Source organism: Paenibacillus sp. YN15, from assembly GCF_003285005.1.
Classification (GTDB): Bacteria; Bacillota; Bacilli; order Paenibacillales; family NBRC-103111; genus Paenibacillus_AR.
Genome location: NZ_QMFA01000045.1, coordinates 20,436 through 36,955, shown reverse-complemented (window position 1 = coordinate 36,955; position 16,520 = coordinate 20,436). Strand labels below are relative to the sequence as shown.

The 16,520-nt window shown below is 56.1% G+C and carries 20 protein-coding genes; 17 read left to right on the top strand and 3 right to left on the bottom strand.

The genetic code is table 11. The annotated features are described in order from the left end of the window. Positions 1-171: 171 nt before the first annotated feature. The 5 genes from DQG13_RS25730 to DQG13_RS25710 all read left to right on the top strand — a co-directional run bounded on the left by DQG13_RS25730 (position 172) and on the right by DQG13_RS25710 (position 3,958). Positions 172-867, top strand: a complete 696-nt coding sequence (locus tag DQG13_RS25730) for a GTP-binding protein (RefSeq protein WP_113023049.1) — start codon at positions 172-174, stop codon at positions 865-867. Next, positions 864-1,883 carry an ATP-binding cassette domain-containing protein gene (locus DQG13_RS25725; protein WP_113023048.1) on the top strand — a complete coding sequence of 340 codons (1,020 nt, stop codon included), beginning with the start codon at positions 864-866 and terminating at the stop codon, positions 1,881-1,883. The genes DQG13_RS25730 and DQG13_RS25725 overlap by 4 nt, the downstream gene beginning before the upstream one ends. Before the next feature lie 68 nt (positions 1,884-1,951). Then, positions 1,952-2,707, top strand: coding sequence for a Rossmann-like domain-containing protein (locus DQG13_RS25720; protein ID WP_113023068.1), 756 nt, complete (start codon positions 1,952-1,954; stop codon positions 2,705-2,707). Between the two features lie 19 nt (positions 2,708-2,726). After that, on the top strand, positions 2,727-3,446 hold the full coding sequence (locus DQG13_RS25715) for a class I SAM-dependent methyltransferase (RefSeq protein ID WP_113023047.1): 720 nt from the start codon (positions 2,727-2,729) through the stop codon (positions 3,444-3,446). Beyond that, entirely contained in the window at positions 3,431-3,958 is a 528-nt protein-coding gene (locus tag DQG13_RS25710; protein WP_113023046.1) for a nucleoside-triphosphatase, read from the top strand. Before DQG13_RS25715 ends, DQG13_RS25710 begins: the two co-directional genes overlap by 16 nt. Here DQG13_RS25710 and DQG13_RS25705 read toward each other — a convergent pair. Continuing rightward, positions 3,946-4,500, bottom strand: coding sequence for a helix-turn-helix domain-containing protein (locus DQG13_RS25705; RefSeq protein ID WP_113023045.1), 555 nt, complete (start codon positions 4,498-4,500; stop codon positions 3,946-3,948). The two genes, DQG13_RS25710 and DQG13_RS25705, sit on opposite strands and share 13 nt — an antisense overlap. 110 nt (positions 4,501-4,610) lie before the next feature. On the opposite strand from DQG13_RS25705, the gene DQG13_RS25700 reads away from it, so the two are divergent. Further along, positions 4,611-5,189, top strand: a complete 579-nt coding sequence (locus DQG13_RS25700) for a LysE family transporter (RefSeq protein ID WP_113023044.1) — start codon at positions 4,611-4,613, stop codon at positions 5,187-5,189. On the opposite strand, the gene DQG13_RS25695 is transcribed toward DQG13_RS25700, so the two are convergent. After that, entirely contained in the window at positions 5,180-5,887 is a 708-nt protein-coding gene (locus DQG13_RS25695) for a Crp/Fnr family transcriptional regulator (RefSeq protein ID WP_113023043.1), read from the bottom strand. The genes DQG13_RS25700 and DQG13_RS25695 overlap by 10 nt on opposite strands. 173 nt (positions 5,888-6,060) lie before the next feature. Here DQG13_RS25695 and DQG13_RS25690 point away from each other — a divergent pair, with 173 nt between their 5' ends. From DQG13_RS25690 to DQG13_RS25665, 6 genes are all read left to right on the top strand, one after another. Then, positions 6,061-6,507, top strand: coding sequence for a V4R domain-containing protein (locus tag DQG13_RS25690; protein ID WP_113023042.1), 447 nt, complete (start codon positions 6,061-6,063; stop codon positions 6,505-6,507). Positions 6,508-6,817: 310 nt separating this feature from the next. Continuing rightward, a complete protein-coding gene (locus DQG13_RS25685; RefSeq protein WP_113023041.1) occupies positions 6,818-7,387 on the top strand; it encodes a MarR family winged helix-turn-helix transcriptional regulator in 570 nt (189 codons plus the stop codon). Positions 7,388-7,424: 37 nt separating this feature from the next. Then, positions 7,425-8,876 (top strand): aryl-sulfate sulfotransferase, encoded by a 1,452-nt coding sequence (locus DQG13_RS25680; RefSeq protein WP_113023040.1) that lies wholly within the window; start codon positions 7,425-7,427, stop codon positions 8,874-8,876. 30 nt (positions 8,877-8,906) lie between these two features. Further along, positions 8,907-9,992, top strand: coding sequence for an ABC transporter substrate-binding protein (locus DQG13_RS25675; RefSeq protein WP_113023039.1), 1,086 nt, complete (start codon positions 8,907-8,909; stop codon positions 9,990-9,992). A gap of 21 nt (positions 9,993-10,013) precedes the next feature. Then, the gene (locus DQG13_RS25670) at positions 10,014-10,790 is read left to right on the top strand and encodes an ABC transporter ATP-binding protein (RefSeq protein WP_113023038.1); all 777 of its coding nucleotides are present in this window, start codon (positions 10,014-10,016) and stop codon (positions 10,788-10,790) included. A 26-nt stretch (positions 10,791-10,816) separates the two neighbouring features. Continuing rightward, positions 10,817-11,608 (top strand): ABC transporter permease, encoded by a 792-nt coding sequence (locus tag DQG13_RS25665; protein WP_113023037.1) that lies wholly within the window; start codon positions 10,817-10,819, stop codon positions 11,606-11,608. 104 nt (positions 11,609-11,712) lie between these two features. Here the strand turns inward: DQG13_RS25665 and DQG13_RS25660 are convergent, their stop codons facing one another. Then, a complete protein-coding gene (locus tag DQG13_RS25660) occupies positions 11,713-12,246 on the bottom strand; it encodes a type 1 glutamine amidotransferase domain-containing protein (RefSeq protein ID WP_113023036.1) in 534 nt (177 codons plus the stop codon). 200 nt (positions 12,247-12,446) lie between these two features. Here DQG13_RS25660 and DQG13_RS25655 point away from each other — a divergent pair, with 200 nt between their 5' ends. The 5 genes from DQG13_RS25655 (at position 12,447) to nikR (ending at position 16,520) form a co-directional block, all read left to right on the top strand. Then, positions 12,447-12,839 carry a DMT family transporter gene (locus DQG13_RS25655; protein WP_113023035.1) on the top strand — a complete coding sequence of 131 codons (393 nt, stop codon included), beginning with the start codon at positions 12,447-12,449 and terminating at the stop codon, positions 12,837-12,839. Positions 12,840-12,907: 68 nt separating this feature from the next. Further along, positions 12,908-13,615 (top strand): Crp/Fnr family transcriptional regulator, encoded by a 708-nt coding sequence (locus DQG13_RS25650; protein ID WP_113023034.1) that lies wholly within the window; start codon positions 12,908-12,910, stop codon positions 13,613-13,615. A 5-nt stretch (positions 13,616-13,620) separates the two neighbouring features. After that, on the top strand, positions 13,621-14,124 hold the full coding sequence (locus DQG13_RS25645; protein WP_113023033.1) for a DMT family transporter: 504 nt from the start codon (positions 13,621-13,623) through the stop codon (positions 14,122-14,124). A gap of 211 nt (positions 14,125-14,335) precedes the next feature. Further along, entirely contained in the window at positions 14,336-15,793 is a 1,458-nt protein-coding gene (locus DQG13_RS25640) for a glycosyl hydrolase family 28-related protein (RefSeq protein ID WP_113023032.1), read from the top strand. Between the two features lie 217 nt (positions 15,794-16,010). Continuing rightward, positions 16,011-16,520: a nickel-responsive transcriptional regulator NikR gene (gene nikR, locus DQG13_RS25635; protein ID WP_113023031.1), complete on the top strand. Its 510-nt coding sequence runs from the start codon at positions 16,011-16,013 to the stop codon at positions 16,518-16,520.

Below are 16,520 nucleotides of genomic sequence, written 5' to 3'. Positions count from 1 at the left end.
TTGTAGCAGGATGGGAAAAGCTCTGTCAATAACTATGTTATATTTAGACATAGATTAATATATTTAATTTGTGAAGAAGTAAAGTTTTTGTTGATTTTTTTGAGGAATATAGGTAGATTATGACTAATTAATATATTTGGTTATATTTAGTTTTGAAAAAGAGGTGGGAGCATGAAGCTTGTTACAGTAGCCGGCCCTCCGTCATCCGGCAAAACCTCGGTCATCCTGCAGCTGGCAGAATCCCTGAAGGAGAAAAACTGGAAGCTGGGGGTGGTCAAATTCGACTGCCTCACGTCCTTTGACCAGCACCGGTACCGGGAAGCGGGCATCGATGTGCAGGTGGGGTACTCGGGGAAGGTATGCCCCGATCATTTCTATGTCAGCAATATAGAGGATGCGGTGGATTGGGGCCGCAAAGCGGGACTGGATCTCCTGATTACCGAAAGCGCCGGGCTTTGCAACCGGTGCTCCCCCCATATCCGCGGTATTCTGGCCATTTGTGTCATCGACAGCTTGTCCGGCATCCACACTCCCCGGAAAATCGGGCCCATGCTCAAGCTGGCCGATTTGGCGGTGATCACCAAAGGGGATATTGTCTCCCAGGCGGAGCGGGAGGTGTTCCGGTTCAATGTCCGGCAGGTGAACAGCCGTGCCTCCATCCTTCACGTTAACGGCATAACCGGCCAAGGGGCATTTATGCTGGGCAAGCATGTGGCCGCGGCGCCGGATACCTTTACTCTGCGGGACATGCGGTTGCGCTTCACCACGCCTGCCTCCGTATGCTCCTACTGCACCGGGGAAACCCGGATCGGAGAGAGCTACCAGATGGGGATGCTGAAAAAAATGGATTTCGGGTATGCGCCATGACCTATGCCGAGCTGATCCACACCCGCACCATTGCCGAGCTGGAGCGGCAATATCCTGTTGTCCGGGATTTTTTCCTGAATCTGAACCTGGAATTGCTGCCCGTGCATCTTCCGCTGCCTGAGGCGCTGGCATATGCCAACGCGGAGCGGTTGGCCGAGTTCGGATGTACTCCCGGCGAGGTGCTGGCCCAGCTGGAGGAGTTCATGGACTCGGTTCTGGCCAATCCTTCGTTTCTGCAGGAGATTGGCTCCTTGACCATTCTCGGCGGCCGGGACAAAAGCGGTGAGCCGGAGGACGCGCAGCTTACCATCCGCAAAGGGGAGATTATCAGCATTGTCGGTCCTACCGGCTCCGGCAAAAGCAGGCTTCTTGGGGATATCGAGTGCATCGCCCAGGGAGATACGCCTACGGGGCGGCGGATTCTTATCAACGGCGACGCGGTGGATGACGACTTCCGTTTTTCTATGGAGGGCAAGCTGGTGGCCCAGCTGTCCCAGAACATGAATTTTGTGGTGGATCTGAGCGTGGCGGAGTTTCTGGAGATGCACGCGCAAAGCCGGCTTTGCGAGGATACGGAGAGCGTGATCCGGCGATGCTTTGCCTGCGCCAATGAACTGGCCGGGGAGAAGTTCACCATGAATACCAAGGTGACGCAGCTGTCCGGCGGCCAATCCCGGGCTCTGATGATCGCGGATACGGCCTATATGAGCGCATCGCCCATTGTGCTCATCGACGAGATTGAAAATGCGGGCATCGACCGCCGGGAGGCCGTCCGCCTGTTGGCCGGACAGGACAAGATGGTGCTGATGTCCACCCATGACCCGGTGTTGGCGCTAAGCGCAGGGAAGCGGATTGTCATCCGCAACGGCGGCATTGCCGGCATTCTGGAGGCTTCCGCGGAAGAACGGGAGAGCCTGGCCGTTATCCAAGCTTTGGACAGCCGGATGCTGGAGGTGCGCCACCGGCTGCGCCGGGGGGAGCGGATCGGCCCGGATGCGGTGAGAGGCGGAGAATGACAGGAAGCCTGTGCTGCGGGCCCGTTATGGGCGGGGTGAAAAAGCTTGACAGGGAGGGAGCGGGGAGAATGTGGGCCTTATATGACGCTATGATCGACGGTATTCCGGAGGATTGTCTGGTGAAGGATCTGGTCTGCGGCCATGGCCGGGTGCTGGTGGAAAGTGAGCTGGGGTTCGGCTTCAGCGGCATTGTAGCCGGGCGGACCAGACCGGTGGGGATGCTGTCCAAACCTCCGGGCATGAAGCTGAAGGACTTGGCCGCTTGTGTCAAATCATGGAATCTGGAGGAGGCCAGCGTAGGCCAGGCTGCTATCAACGCCTATTACAATGCGCTGCCGGTGGCGGTGAACAACGGGGTGCCGGTGTCCCATGTCCGGTTCGCGGAGGACCGGGTTCACGACCCCTTTATTTCCTATCAGAATGCCATCCGGGGTAAAAAGGTGGCGGTGGTGGGGCATTTCCATTACCTGGACCAGCTGTTCCGGCCGGTATGCGATTTGTCCGTGCTGGAATTTGCTCCCCAGGAGGGGGATTATCCGGAATGGGCGGCGGAAGCCTTGCTGCCGGAGGCTGAATTTGTGGTCATCACAGCGGTGGCGCTGATCAACAAGTCCCTGCCGCGGCTTTTGTCCCTGGCCAAGGGGGCAAAGGTGGTTGTGGTGGGGCCGTCCACCCCCATGGCGCCGATGCTTCGGGAATTCGGCGTTTCGGACTTATCCGGGATTGTCATCAAGGACGGGGAAAAGGCAAGGCGGATCTGCTCCGGCCAGGAGAATCTGAAGATTTACACCTCCGGCCAGAAGGTCAGTCTGCGGTTTGGATGAAGGAGGGAGGAGAAGCAGGATGCATTTCTCATGGAATGAGGAAACCATTGCCTGGTTCAAGGCGGCCAGCGCCTATACGGGTTTTCACCGGAAGCTGGCGGAGCGGCTGCTTGCGACAGTCGGCGGGGCGGAGGTGCTGTACGACATCGGCTGCGGATTGGGGCTCTTGTCCCAGGAGCTTGCCCCAAGGGTCGGCAAAATTGTCTGCGTGGATATTAATCAGGAGGCGCTGGCCTCCCTGGAGCGGGATGCCGCGGCCAAAGGAATCGGCAACATCTCTACTCTGCTGGGGGATTGCTACCGGACGGAGCCCGCCTGCGACGTAGTGCTCATGTCTTACTTCGGCAGCAGCTCGCTGGATTATTTCCTGCCCTATTGCCGAAGATTAATCTCCATTGTTGATCTGGATGAACGGAGCAGCCTGGGCGGCAGCAGCCTCTCCGGCGCCAGGCGGAGCCGGCAAACGGCGGACAAGCTGGAGCGGCGGCTGATGGAGGCCGGAAGAAGCTACACCATGGAGCCCATTTCCCTGGAGTTCGGCCAGCCCTTCACCTCCAGGGCGGATGCCGTCCGTTTCCTGCAGGTCTATTACCGGTGCAGCCCGGAGGAAGCGGAGGCCTTCATCACCGGACGGCTGGTGAAAGCAGAGCAGGCTGCCTATGAATATTATTTACCCTACACCAAAACTATGGGGGTATTCCGCATAGAAGGGGGAATGTCTTCATGCATGTGTTCCTGACCGGCGGGATTCAGATCGGCAAAAGCACGGTGATCCGCAAGGCGGTGCAAGGCCTGGGCATCTGTCCCGGCGGGTTCGTAACGGGCTTCCGGCAGTCGAGGGCCAACCCCAGCCGGCGCCTGTACCTGAATCCGGCATGGGAGGAGCCTGCCTATGACGAGGCGCATGCTGTAGCCAGATTCGGCGAAGGACTGCCGCCGTCGCCCGACTCCATTGCCTTCGACCAATTGGGCTGCGGCTATTTGGCCGCGTGCCGGTCCTGGGCAAAGCTGCTGCTGATGGATGAGCTGGGCTCGCTGGAGCGGGATGCGCTTCATTTCCAGAAGGCTGTCCTACAAGCGCTGGACGGCAATGTGCCAATTCTGGGGGTATTGAAGCAAGCCGGCCATCCTTGGATGGAGGGGATTATCCGCCACCCTGCGGTGACAGTGATCGAGGTGACCGAAGCCAACCGGGACAGCCTTCCGGAGCAGCTCATAACCGGATTTTCAGACCAAGCTCATTCCGGGTAATAAATCACCATACTCAGCCTGACCATATCTTTCCCCGAATTGTGATAAGAATGGGACCTGTCCGCCTTGAAGCGGATGGCGTCCCCTTTTTTGACGGTATATTCCTCCTGGTTGACCCGGATGGTCAGCTCTCCCTCGAATATGGTTACCGATTCCTCCGTACCTTCCCTGTGAGGCTCCGAGCTCAAATATCCGCCTTGATCCATCTCAATGCTGTACATCTCAAAGCGCCTTTGCTCGTCAAAGGGAAAATAGGCGTAATAGCGGCATTTCCCTTTATCCTCCACCAGCACCTGAACCTGTTCGGCGGAAATGACCGCCGCATCCGGCACCGGCTCGTTGATGAGGGAGGTAAAGCTGGTTTTTAGGCCGTTGGCGATTTTCCACACCGTATTAATGGTGGGATTGGATTCGCCGCGCTCAATTTGCCCCAGCATGGTTTTGCTGACCCCGGTCAGCTCAGCCACCTTGTCCAGGCTCAACCGCAGCCGGTCGCGCAGATTTTTCAGATTTTTCGCCAACACCATATTAACCTCATCCATCTTGTCGTCCCCCTATTGTGCTTTATAGCGTCCATAATATATAATATAACGCATACGGACGTTATTGCGTTCATTTCGTTTATTATAACATATCAATGAGGTGAGATGAGATGTTTACATCCGGCTTTTTTATGTATGTTTTCGTATCTTCCTTTACTCCCGGACCCAACAATATTATGAGCATGAACAATGCCAGCAAATTCGGCTTTGCCAACACCGTCCGGTTCGTGCTGGGGGCGGCCTCCGGATTTTTTCTGATTGCATTGTTATGCGGGCTGTTCAATGTGCTGCTCCTGGAATATATTCCGGCGGCAGGCGGGGTAATGAACGGGCTTGGCTGTTTGTATATGCTGTTTTTGGCGTATGCCATTGCAACGAGCAAGCCTGGCAAGGAGGGAGAAGCACGGGAGCTGAACAGCTTCCGCGCCGGCGTAATCCTTCAGTTTTTGAACGCCAAGGGCATTCTTTACGCGCTGTCGGCTTTTTCCGCCTTTGTTTTGCCCTTCGACGATTCATGGGGGACCTTATTCCTTACCGCCTTCATTCTTGGAGGAACAGCGGTTCTGTCGGCAGGATCATGGGCGCTGTTCGGCGGCGTCTTCAACCGTTTTTTGAACAGGCACCGGCGTTCCTTCCAGGCAGTAATGGCGCTGATGCTGGTTTACGGGGCGGTATCGGTTTACTTATAGCCTCTGGACAGCCGGACAAGGCGCTCCGGGTCCAGTATCTTGATGGTCCTGTGACGCATACTGATGATGCCTGCCTGCACCCACTGGGCCAGCTTCCGGCTGAGGGTCTCCGGGGAGGTGCCCAGCATGGCGGACAGATCCTTTTTGGCGGCGGGCAGAACCACATCGGTGGAGAGGCATGTTCCGGGTTTATCCTGGCAATGGACCAGAAGCTTGGCCAGCCGCTGCTCCACATCCAGCACATTCAACGCGTCAGCCCATTCGTCCGCCTGCTGCAGCTGCCGGGCAGCAGCCAAGAGGAAGCGGTAGGAAAGCCGGGAATTGCCCTCCAGAAGAGGCAGAATGGACTCCCCGGAAATCCGGCATACGACAGCCGGGGACACCGCTTCGGCAGAGGCATAATACTGCTTCTCCTGAAGAAGAGCGAACTGGCCGAAAGCGTCACCCGGATACAGGAATCTCAGAATATGCTCCTTGCCCGCATTGGAGATCCGGCTGAATTTCACCGCGCCGTCCGCAAGAATAAACAGGGCGTCCGCTTGGCCGCCTTGCCGGAATACGGCTTCGCCCTTGTCCAAGAAGCGGAAGTTGGCGTCCGATGAAAGCAGCCGAAGCTCCTCTTGGTCCAAGGACTGGAACAAGGGCACATGGTGCAAAAAGCTGGTCAGACATTTACTGCAGCGGTCACATTGTTGCAAGATCGGCCCCTCCCGGCAATGGGTTTATTTTCTTAAGGCTACACCCACTGCCATAGGTCCATTGTGACGGGTGTCACATTTTTAAGGCATGAACTTGATTTGGATCAAGGCGCATTTCAGAAAACTGTGGCATGATGGGACTGTAGACAGACAGGCAAGGGGAGGGATGAAATATGAAGTCATTTACATTTGCCGATATGAGCTCCATCACCAGAACCCAGCTGGGGGACCAGGTGCCGCTGGAGCTGTTCCGCACCATCCGGCTGATTGGGCTTTATCAGGGATTGCCCATGGGCGGCAAAGGCACTACCTTGACAGTTGGGCGGAAAATCGGGGACAGTCTGCCCGTTAACAGCCTGGAGGAGCTGCTTCAGCTGATCCAGGATTTGAAGATCGGCATCCCCCGCATCCTCTCCCGGGAAGAGGGGATCGTGCGGGTTGCCATGGACGACTGCTTCTGCAAGGGGCTGCCGGTGATGGACGAGAAGATGGTCTGCGACCTGGAGGGCGCCATTATGGAAGGGGCGTTAAGCCGTATTTGGGGCAAACGGGTCAATGTCCGGGAAACCAAATGCAACGTAAGCGGACATGAGCATTGCGAATACGAGATCAGGTTCTGATCAGGCTCTGAAAATATAGATAAAAAGTATTGACGGATAACATGGGAAATGCTAGTATACGGATAACCGATTAAACTTATCGGAATAGATAAAGAAGTTGACCGGACTACCGGAAACACAGCTGACGCCTCTGCGGTATCATACGCGGATGCTCCTGTGTTTTTTCTTTTTTCCGGACTATCTGTTGAAACGGCTGGAGAAAAGAACATGCAGGGGAGGCGGAGGACGCCTTTTTTTAAGGCATAATCCTTTAACGTTAAATTAATGAACACTGAAGGAATGATGTTAAAGAAATGCGAGGTTAGGCCGGATGGAGGATACACGCAAAGCATCAATGGAAGAAGCGGATTGGCTGTTCCGCAGGATGGTTCGCAAATTCGTTAAGGAACGGGACAAGATTCTGGTGGAAGGAGTAACCCTGCCGGGGATGATGATCATCCGCAAGCTGGCGGAGCAGGGAGAGCAGAGACTAGGTGAGCTGGCCGGCGAGATGGACTTAACATCCGGGGCCATCACCGCTTTATGCGACAGGCTGGAGGAGCTGGGATATGCCGTCCGGACACGGCCCAAGGAAGACAGGCGGGCTGTGGTGCTGTCCATTACGGAGAAGGGCAGAGAAATGTTCCAGCGCAACTGGAATATCGGGGAACGGTGCATCAGTGTCCTGTTCGACAGCTTCACGGAGGAGGAATTGCGGCAGCAGACGGAATTTTACCGGACCATCTACGCGAAGCTGGAGCATTTCTCCCAGTCCATTCTCCAATTGGCGGAGGCCAATGCAGCCGGGCATGATAAAGTTCCCCAGTCGGGGAGGGAGAAGCCGGCTGCGGACAGGAATGCGGACCATTATCCGAAGAAAAATAATTATTTAAGCTATTAAACATTAATATCATGAATGATTATAAGGAGGCAGAACGATGGGACATCCAACCATTTATCCCACAGGAACAACCGCATATGCGCCGGAGAAAGCGTGGAGCGGCTATACCCTTTATCAGGCCGCCGATGTAGGGGCGCTGCTGATCGATATGAGCGGCAGGGAAGTGCATCTCTGGAAAGGGCTGCGGGGCTTTCCCAACAAGCTGCTGCCCGGCGGTTATGTCTTCGGCAGCACAGGCCTGCGCGACCCCAATTTCGGCTTTCAGGATGAGGTGGACGTAGTGCAGGTGGATTGGGAGGGCAATGTGGTCTGGAGGTTCGACCGCTATCAATGGATTGAGGACCCGGGCCATGAGCCCCGCTGGATGGCCAGAGCCCATCATGATTTCCAGCGGGAGGGAAATCCCGTGGGGTATTACGCTCCCGGCCTGAAGCCCCAGGTCCACGGCGGACGCACCCTGATTCTGGCTCATAAGGACGTCCATAATCCATTAATTTCGGATAAACCGCTCCTGGACGACGTGATCCTGGAAGTGGATTGGGAGGGCCGGATTCTCTGGGAATGGGCCTGCAATGAGCATTTCGCCGAGCTGGGCTTCGACGAAAGCGCCCGGAATGTGCTGTTCCGCGATCCCAACGGCAGAGCCTTCGGCAACAGCGGAGGCGGCGACTGGATGCATATTAATTCCGTCTCCTATGTGGGCCCGAACAAATTTTATGACCAGGGGGACCAGCGCTTCCATCCGGACAATATTATCTGGGACGGGCGGGAAACCAACATTATTGCCATCATCGACCGACAAACAGGCGGGATCGTCTGGCGGCTGGGACCGGATTATTCCTCCCCGGAGCTCCGGGAAATCGGCTGGATCATCGGCCAGCATCATGCCCATATTATCCCCAAGGGATTGCCGGGGGAGGGCAATCTGCTCGTATTCGATAACGGCGGCTGGGCCGGGTACGGCCTTCCCAATCCGTCCTCGCCGTACGGGCAGAAGAATGCGCTGCGCGACCATTCCCGGATTCTGGAGATCAACCCGGTGACGCTGGCGGTCGAATGGCAATATACGCCTGCGGAGGCCGGATTCCAGGCTCCGCTGGACTCCTACCGCTTCTACAGCCCGTATATCAGCTCCGCCCAACGCTTGCCCAACGGCAACACCCTGATTACGGAAGGGGCGGACGGCCGGATATTCGAGGTGACGCGGGAGCATGAGCTGGTATGGGAATACATTTCCCCTTACAAAAACAAGCGCAATTCCAATATGGTGTACCGCGCTTACCGGGTTCCCTACGACTGGGTGCCCCAATTGGAGAAGCCGGAGGAAGTTGCCATTCTTCCGCTGGACCCGGCGGACTTCCGGGTGCCGGGAGCTGCTCCCAAGGGAGCCGTCTCTGTAGCCGAGGTGAGTGTGTCGGCTTCTTACGGAGAAGGGGCATTATGCGTAGCCCGGAGCGATGAAGCATCGGATCGGCAGCAACAGAATTAAGAACCTAAACCATTCCAGGAGGACAAGAGCATGAATAAACCATATTCATCCCTTCGATTGATCCGTACGGCAACAGCCGGTTTGCTTGTTTTTTCTCTAGCCGCATTGGCTTCAGCTTGCGGCGCTGCCGCAGATAAAGCTGCTTCGGGCAGTCCATCCGCCTCTGCCGGAGGAGCTCCGGCCCAGACCACGGAGGCGGCAGGCAAATCCGTTAAAATCCGCTTTGGTCTGGATACCGCTGCAGGCGGCTCCCTGCAATTCCGCCAGGCCCAGGAGCAGGGCTTCTTCAAGAAGCATGGCGTGGAGGCGGAAATCAGCAATTTTGCCTATGGCATCGACACCATCAATGCCCTGCTGGTGCAGCGGACGGATACCGCCATGGCTGCAGATTACGCACTGCTCAACTCCCTGGGCAAGGGGGATATGAAGATTGTCAGCACCCTCACCCGGGCCACGGAGGCCTCCTCCAAAACAACGGTGCTGCTGGTTAAGGGCAACATCGCCAAGCCGGAGGAGCTGAAGGGCAAGAAGCTGGGGGTTGCCCGGGGAACGGTTTATGAATATGTGTGGGCGAAATTTCTGGAGAAGCTGAAAATCGATGAAAAAGACGTGAAGATGGTCTATTACAGCACCCCCGACGAGGCCATTGTAGCCCTGACCAAAGGAGAGATGGACGCAGTCTGGAGCGGCGGGGCCCTGTTGGAGAAGTTTCTCAAGGTGGACGGCATCAAAAATCTGGGGGACATGAACCAGACGGATGTGAAAATCAGCTCCTTCCAGGTGGTGGATGCCGGATACCTGAAGAACAATGCCCAAACCGTCACCAATTATTTGAAGGCGGTGAAGGAGGGGATAGACTACATACCGTCCCATAAGGAGCAAACGGCCGAGCTGGCCTTCCGGGATATCAAGCTGCCCAAGGAAGGGGTTCTGAAGGATCTGGACACCCAGAATTATGTTCTGGGCTTCACCAAGGAGGATTATGAGCACCTGGAGAGCATGAAAACCTGGCTGGAGCAAAAAGGTATCCTCAAGGACAAATACGAGCTGAAGGATAAAATCGATGTGGAGGCCCTAAAAGCCGCCTTTCCCGAATTGGTGACCTATACCAAATAAAATCCGGCAGGAGGGAGCGCCATGTCTCTGGTGGCAAAATCCAATACCATTTTCATTGAGCGTTTGCGTAAAACCTTCTCGGCCACTACGGCCGCAGAGCCCCACTACATCATTAAAGATGTGGATCTGGTGGTCAAAGGAGGCGAATTCTTTATCCTCCTGGGCCCCAGCGGCTGCGGCAAATCCACTCTCCTGAGCATGATTGCCGGTTTTGTCGGCAAAACGGAAGGACGGCTCTCCGTGGACGGGGAGGAAATCCGGAAGCCGGGCAGAGACAGGGCCATGGTCTTCCAGCAGGCGGACGCCTCCTTGTTTCCCTGGCTGACAGTCCGGGAAAATGTGGAGTTCGGGCTGAGAATGAAGCATGTTCCCAAAAAGGAGCGCAGAGAAAGCTCGGACCGGTTCATCCGGCTGGTAGGGCTGGAGGGTCATGAGGACAAATTCCCCGATGCCCTCTCCGGAGGCATGAAGCAGCGGGTGCAGCTGGCCCGGGTGCTGGCCAATGATCCGGCGATTCTGCTCATGGATGAGCCCTTCGGCGCCCTGGATGCCATGACCCGGAGAACCATGCAGAACGAGTTGATCTCGATTTGGCAGGAAACGGGGAAAACAGTTATTTTTGTAACCCATGATATTCAGGAGGCTATTCTGCTGGGCCAGCGGGTGGGAATCATGTCCGTCGGTCCCGCCTCCCGGATCACGGATATCTACGAGGTGCCGCTGTCGTATCCCCGGACGATTACCGATTCTTCCTTTAATGCCCATTACAGCTCCATCCAAAAGCATTTCGAAGAATGAGAAAAAACGTTTTGGAGGTTGCCATTATGCTGCGGATTCTGCGCAAAAGCTATCAGGCGGGCGTGTTTACCTGGATCATCGGACTCCTGATCTGGCAAGCCGCCGCCTCTGTTTCCAATCCGGATTTTCTGCCCGGTCCGTACCGGACATTGAAGGGGGCCCTGGAGCTGTCCCAGGACGGGTCCTTGTTCCGCTACATCGGCATCAGCTTCCTGCGGGTGCTGACGGGATGGGTTCTGGGCAGCGCCCTCGCCATTCCGCTGGGCATTATTATGGGGCGCTTCAAGTCCGTCCGGGCGGTAACGGAGCCGTTTCTCAATTTTATCCGGTTTATCCCGCCGTTGGCCTTTATCACCTTATTTATGCTCTGGTTCGGTATCGGCGAGAAGTCCAAGATTATGCTGATCCTGTATTCCACCTTGTTCATCGTTCTCCTGAATACCATGAGCGGCGCCCAAGCGGTAGAGGAGGACAAGGTCCGTTCGGCCCGGAGCATGGGCGCATCGGAATGGCAGATTCTGCTCCATGTCATCGTACCCGCCACCGTCCCATATATGTTCACCGGCATCCGGCTGGCGATGGGCTCCTCCTTTATGGCGATTATCGGGGCGGAGATGGTGGCGGCCAACAGCGGCGTGGGTTTTATGATCTGGAATTCCCGCCTGTATTTCAAAACCGACTGGATTTTCGTGGGGCTTCTGTCCCTGGGCATCATGGGTTTTGCAGCCGACCGGGCGCTGGGCTTGCTGGGAGGGCTGACCCTGCGGCGTTACGGCATAGCGGGAAAAGGCAGGGCTGTGCAGGGAAGAGGAAAATGAGAAAAAGCCGGAGAGCCGGCTTTTTCGGTTTACAGGGCTCCGCCCCACTTTGGGTCAAAAACCAAAAGGGGCGGGGCTTTTTTGTATTGGGCTGCCAGTTGGCGTCAGTAGGCGGTAACGCCCAGCTTGTTGATGATTTCCTCAATAAAGAACGGTTCATCCTCCGGCGTCCGGGAGGTGATCAGATTGCCGTCCACCTTTACCGGCTTGTCCAGATAGCTGCCTCCCGCGGCGATTACCTCCTGGGCAATGCCGGGATAGGAGGTCAATACTTTTCCCTTCAGCAGTCCGGCCTCGGCCAGCAGCTGGGGACCATGGCAAATAGCGGCAATGGTGATGCCCGCCTTGTCGGCCTCCTGGATAAACTTGATCATATACGGATCATGCTTCAGCTTCTCCGGGGATTTGCCGCCGGGAATGATGACGGCTTCGTAATCGGCAGCGTTGGCCTCTTTGGCGGACAGGTGGGAGGTATAAGCGATGGTCCCTTTTTTGCCATGGAGCTCTTCATTTGCGTTCGAGCTGATAATGACGGCGTCATTGCCGTTTTTGGCAATGGCCTCATACGGATTCTTCATCTCGGAATCCTCGAATCCGTCCGCCAGCAGAAATGCAACCTTCTTGGTCATTTGCTTCATCGTGCACAGCTCCTTTCAGGATGGATGGCGAGAGACTTCATGCTATAGTATTACCCTGTATTGCCGCTTGGATAAACAAGAAGCTCCATTTTAACCGCCTCCGCGGGCAAACGGCTGCAAAAGGACATATGTCCTAACTGCCGTTTCATCCGGTATCGTTTAATGAAGGAAGAAGAACCCGCGGCAAGGAGAGGAACATGATGAAGGGACTTGTTTACGCCTTTACGGGCGGAGCTTTGATTACTTTGCAGGGAGTGGCCAATTCCCGGATCGGCAGCGATATGGGAACCTGGCAGGCGGCTGCTCTTACCCAACTGACCGGTTTTTTGGCTGCGCTGCTGCTGATGCTGGCTTTGACGGGGAAACCCGATTTTGCCCCGCTCCGGCAGGTGAAGCCGCTGTATTTGGGCGGGGGCGCATTGGCGTCGGTGATTATTTTTAGCAATATTACAGCAATTCATCACGTCGGAGCCACACTTTCCGTATCCGCCGTGCTTATCGCCCAATTGGGAATAACGTTTCTTGTGGATGGCAGAGGCTGGTTCGGGATTGGGAAAAAACAGATGCATCTTCCCCAATTTCTCGCGGTGTGATCATTCTTGGCTTATGATGGGCATGATGATATCCAGGGAACCATAACGGGAAACGGGGTACGGGAAATATGAAGGAATGGAAGGACAGCGGGTTTTTGAACCGGGTGTTGGCAGAGCATGGTCTGGAGGAAGTGCTTCATCCGCCGCTCCGGCCCTATATGAGCATCTGCTCCTTTGAGGAAGGGGAGCTGGTATGCTCCCAGGGAGACCCCGGCCATACCCTATATGTTCTGATTGCCGGCAAGCTGAAAATTTTCACCACCTCCGAAGAGGGCAAAACTCTGATTCTCAGCTTCAAAAACCCGCTGGAGCTGATCGGGGATATCGAATACATCCGGGAAACCGACATTATGAACACGGTGGAGGCCATGACGCCTGTCACCATGCTGGCTATTCCGTACCGTGTTCTGCGCCAGTACGGGGATCATGCGCCGCTGCTGCAATTTCTGCTGAAGATGATTACCGACAAGTTTTTCATAAAATCCGCTTCCCTCAGCTTTAATCTCCTGTATCCGGTGGAGGTGCGGCTGGCCAGCTACTTGTTGTCCATATCCGGCGGGAATGGGGAGGGAGGGGAGCACTCCCCTTCGAAACGGCCTGTCAATCTGACGGATGCCGCCCATCTGATCGGGACCAGCTACCGCCATGTCAACCGGGTGATCCGGCAGTTTTGCCGGGACGGGCTGGTGGAACGGAGCCGGAAGGGCATTACCGTGGCCGACCGAAATAAGCTTCAGGCGCTGGCCAAGCATAATATCTACGAAAAGGAGCAATGACCGCCATGGCAATCGGCATTTTGATGGCCGCCCTTGCAGGCGGGCTTGTGGGCCTGCAGAATATTTTCAACAACCGGGTCCATGTGAAAGCAGGCTTATGGGTGACGACTACACTGGTATTGGGAATGGGCTTTTTGCCCTCCTTCGTCATCGGCCTTGCCTCTGAAGGAACCGGTATGTTCCGTCCGGGGCATGTGGAGCCGTGGTATTTTTTCAGCGGTCTGATTGGGGTTGGGGTAGTGACCTGCATGGTGCGGGGAACCCATTTGCTGGGTCCCACCTATGCCGCGGCAGTGGCTATGGTTTCGCAGCTGGGCTTTGCAGTGGTCTGGGACACTCTAGGCTGGTTTGGGCTGGAGAAGGTGCCCTTTACGGGAACGCAGCTGTTGGGGGTATTGGTAATCGCAGCAGGTATTGTGGTGTTTAAGCTGGGCGGCCGGAAGCCGCAGGAGGCCCGAAGCGGCAGCCGCCGGAAGGCGGCCCCGGCTTACGATAGCATAGAGTGTTAAGCATGACAGGGATGCCGCTATTGCTGCTTCGGCGCTTCGGCTAAGGGCGGCCCCGTTGCAGCGGAGCTCAGCGTCTCTTAAACGCTGCAAATTTTCCTGCTACAAGTGTCCCAGTCTACGGTATATAATGAAAACGGGCAGCTTTCGTCCCTGGACAAAGCTCCCATTTCCATAAATTTCCGATGGACGATAAAAGGGGTGTTCAGACAAAATGGCATCAACCCGAAGTACAACCTCTCCTCTCTGGGGGGAGGCAGGCGAATTGTGGAGGGCGGACGGACGGCTGCCCGATTTTTCCTTTGCCGGATACGGCTGCGGAAGCCGGGAGCTGCCTCAGCCGCCGGTGACTGCTAACGTGCGGGATTTCGGCGCTGCCGGAGACGGGGAGCAGGATGACACCGCCGCTTTCCAGGCGGCGATAGACCGGATGGAGGAGGGCGCGCTGTGGATTCCTCCGGGGCGCTACAAGCTGACCGGACAGCTCCGGCTGGCGAGAAGCCGGGTGGTGCTCAGAGGCGCGGGAGCAGGGGAAACGGTGCTGAGCTTCACCCGCCACCTGACGGATATCAGCCCGGATTGGGGAGCGACCACCACAGGGGAACGGACCTCCAATTACTCCTGGTCCGGCGGGCTTATCGCCATAACCGGGGACTTCCGCACGGCTCCTCTTGGCTCCATAGTGCGGAATGCGTCTTACGGAGAACGGACAATCCATGTGGATTCCACAGCCGGGTTGACCCCGGGACAGCGAATCGAGGTGTTCCAGGAGGATACGGCGGACAATTCCCTTGCCGTCCATTTGTATACCGGCGATCCGGGAGATACGGACAAGCTCCTGGGAAGCACCACAGCCAGTCTGGTGGCGGAAATCGTGAGTGTCGGCGAAGGAAGCATTACGCTTGACCGGGCGCTGCGCTTTGATGTCAGGGCGGAATGGCAGCCGGTCATCCGGCAATTCCGGCCGACGGTGGAAGAGGCGGGCATCGAAGGGCTGACCCTGGAGTTCCCGGATGTCCCTTATGCCGGGCATTTCAGGGAGTTGGGCTATAACGGCATTGCCATTACCAATGCCTCCCATTGCTGGGTGAACGGAGTCACCATCCGCAATTCGGACTGCGGCATCATTCTGAAGGGAAAATTCTGCACCATCCGGAATCTGGTGATGGAAGCCTTCCGGGAGGCGGATGCCTTCGACGAATGTACGGGTCATCATGGCATCTACATATATGGAGACGACAATCTGCTGGAGGATTTCGACTACCGCTGCACATTCATTCACGATATATCCGTCAGCAAATGCGCAGGCAATGTCATCGCCGGAGGCCGGGGGCTGGACATGTGCTTCGATCACCACAAACGGGCTCCGTATGCCAATTTGTTTACAGACATCGATGCGGGAGCCGGAAGCCGGCTGTGGAGGAGCGGGGGAGGAGCAGCCTTGGGCAGGCACTGCGCCGCGCGGGGCACCTTCTGGAATATCTATGCCCGGAAGTCCCAGTCCTATCCGGCGGGCTTTGCTCCGGCATCCCTGAATCTGGTGGGATATCCCACGGAGGAAGCCCCGGTATGCCAGCCGGAGGGGCGCTGGATGGAGCCATTGCCCGCAGGAGGCGGCATCATGCCGGCGAATCTGTACAAAGCCCAATTGCAGCATAGGCTGTCCCGATAAACGGACAAACCGGCCATGGCGGCTTCCACTCGGGGCAAACCAGGACGGCTCATAAAACGGCGCAACACCAGGGACATAGTGTCCTTGGTGTTGTTTTTGCTTTCAATGGCTTTCCGTTAAAATTATGCTTCACAAGCCGCGGATTTCGTGTTACGTTTTATATGTTTTGTAGCACCATACATAAATAATTCCAGTACATGATGCGGGGGTTGATCCAGTGTCGGAAAAATCGGAAAAAGAATCCTCCCTGGTCCGGTTTGGGGTATCCATGCCGGAGGAGCTGATGGGCCGGTTCGACAAGCTTATCGGCAAACAAGGTTATGAAAACCGTTCGGAGGCCATCCGGGATCTGGTGCGCAAGGCGATTCTCGATTCGGATCATACCAGTCCGAACCAATCGGCTGCCGGCACCATTGTGATGGTGTACGACCATCATGTGAATGATCTGGCCATTACCTTAACGGGACTGCAGCACCAGTACCATCACGACATTATCTCCACCATGCATATCCATCTTAATCATGACCAGTGTCTGGAGGTCATTGTGGTGCGGGGGCAGGTAAATCGGCTGCGGGAGCTGACCAACCGGATTAAGGTGCAAAAAGGGGTATTTTATGCCGAGCTGTCCGTAACCTTCATTGATTCGGCCGGTGAGGAGACCGATCATCATCATGATGGCAGCCATGTACATACGCATTCCCATCCGGGCACAGAAAGGAAGGACTGA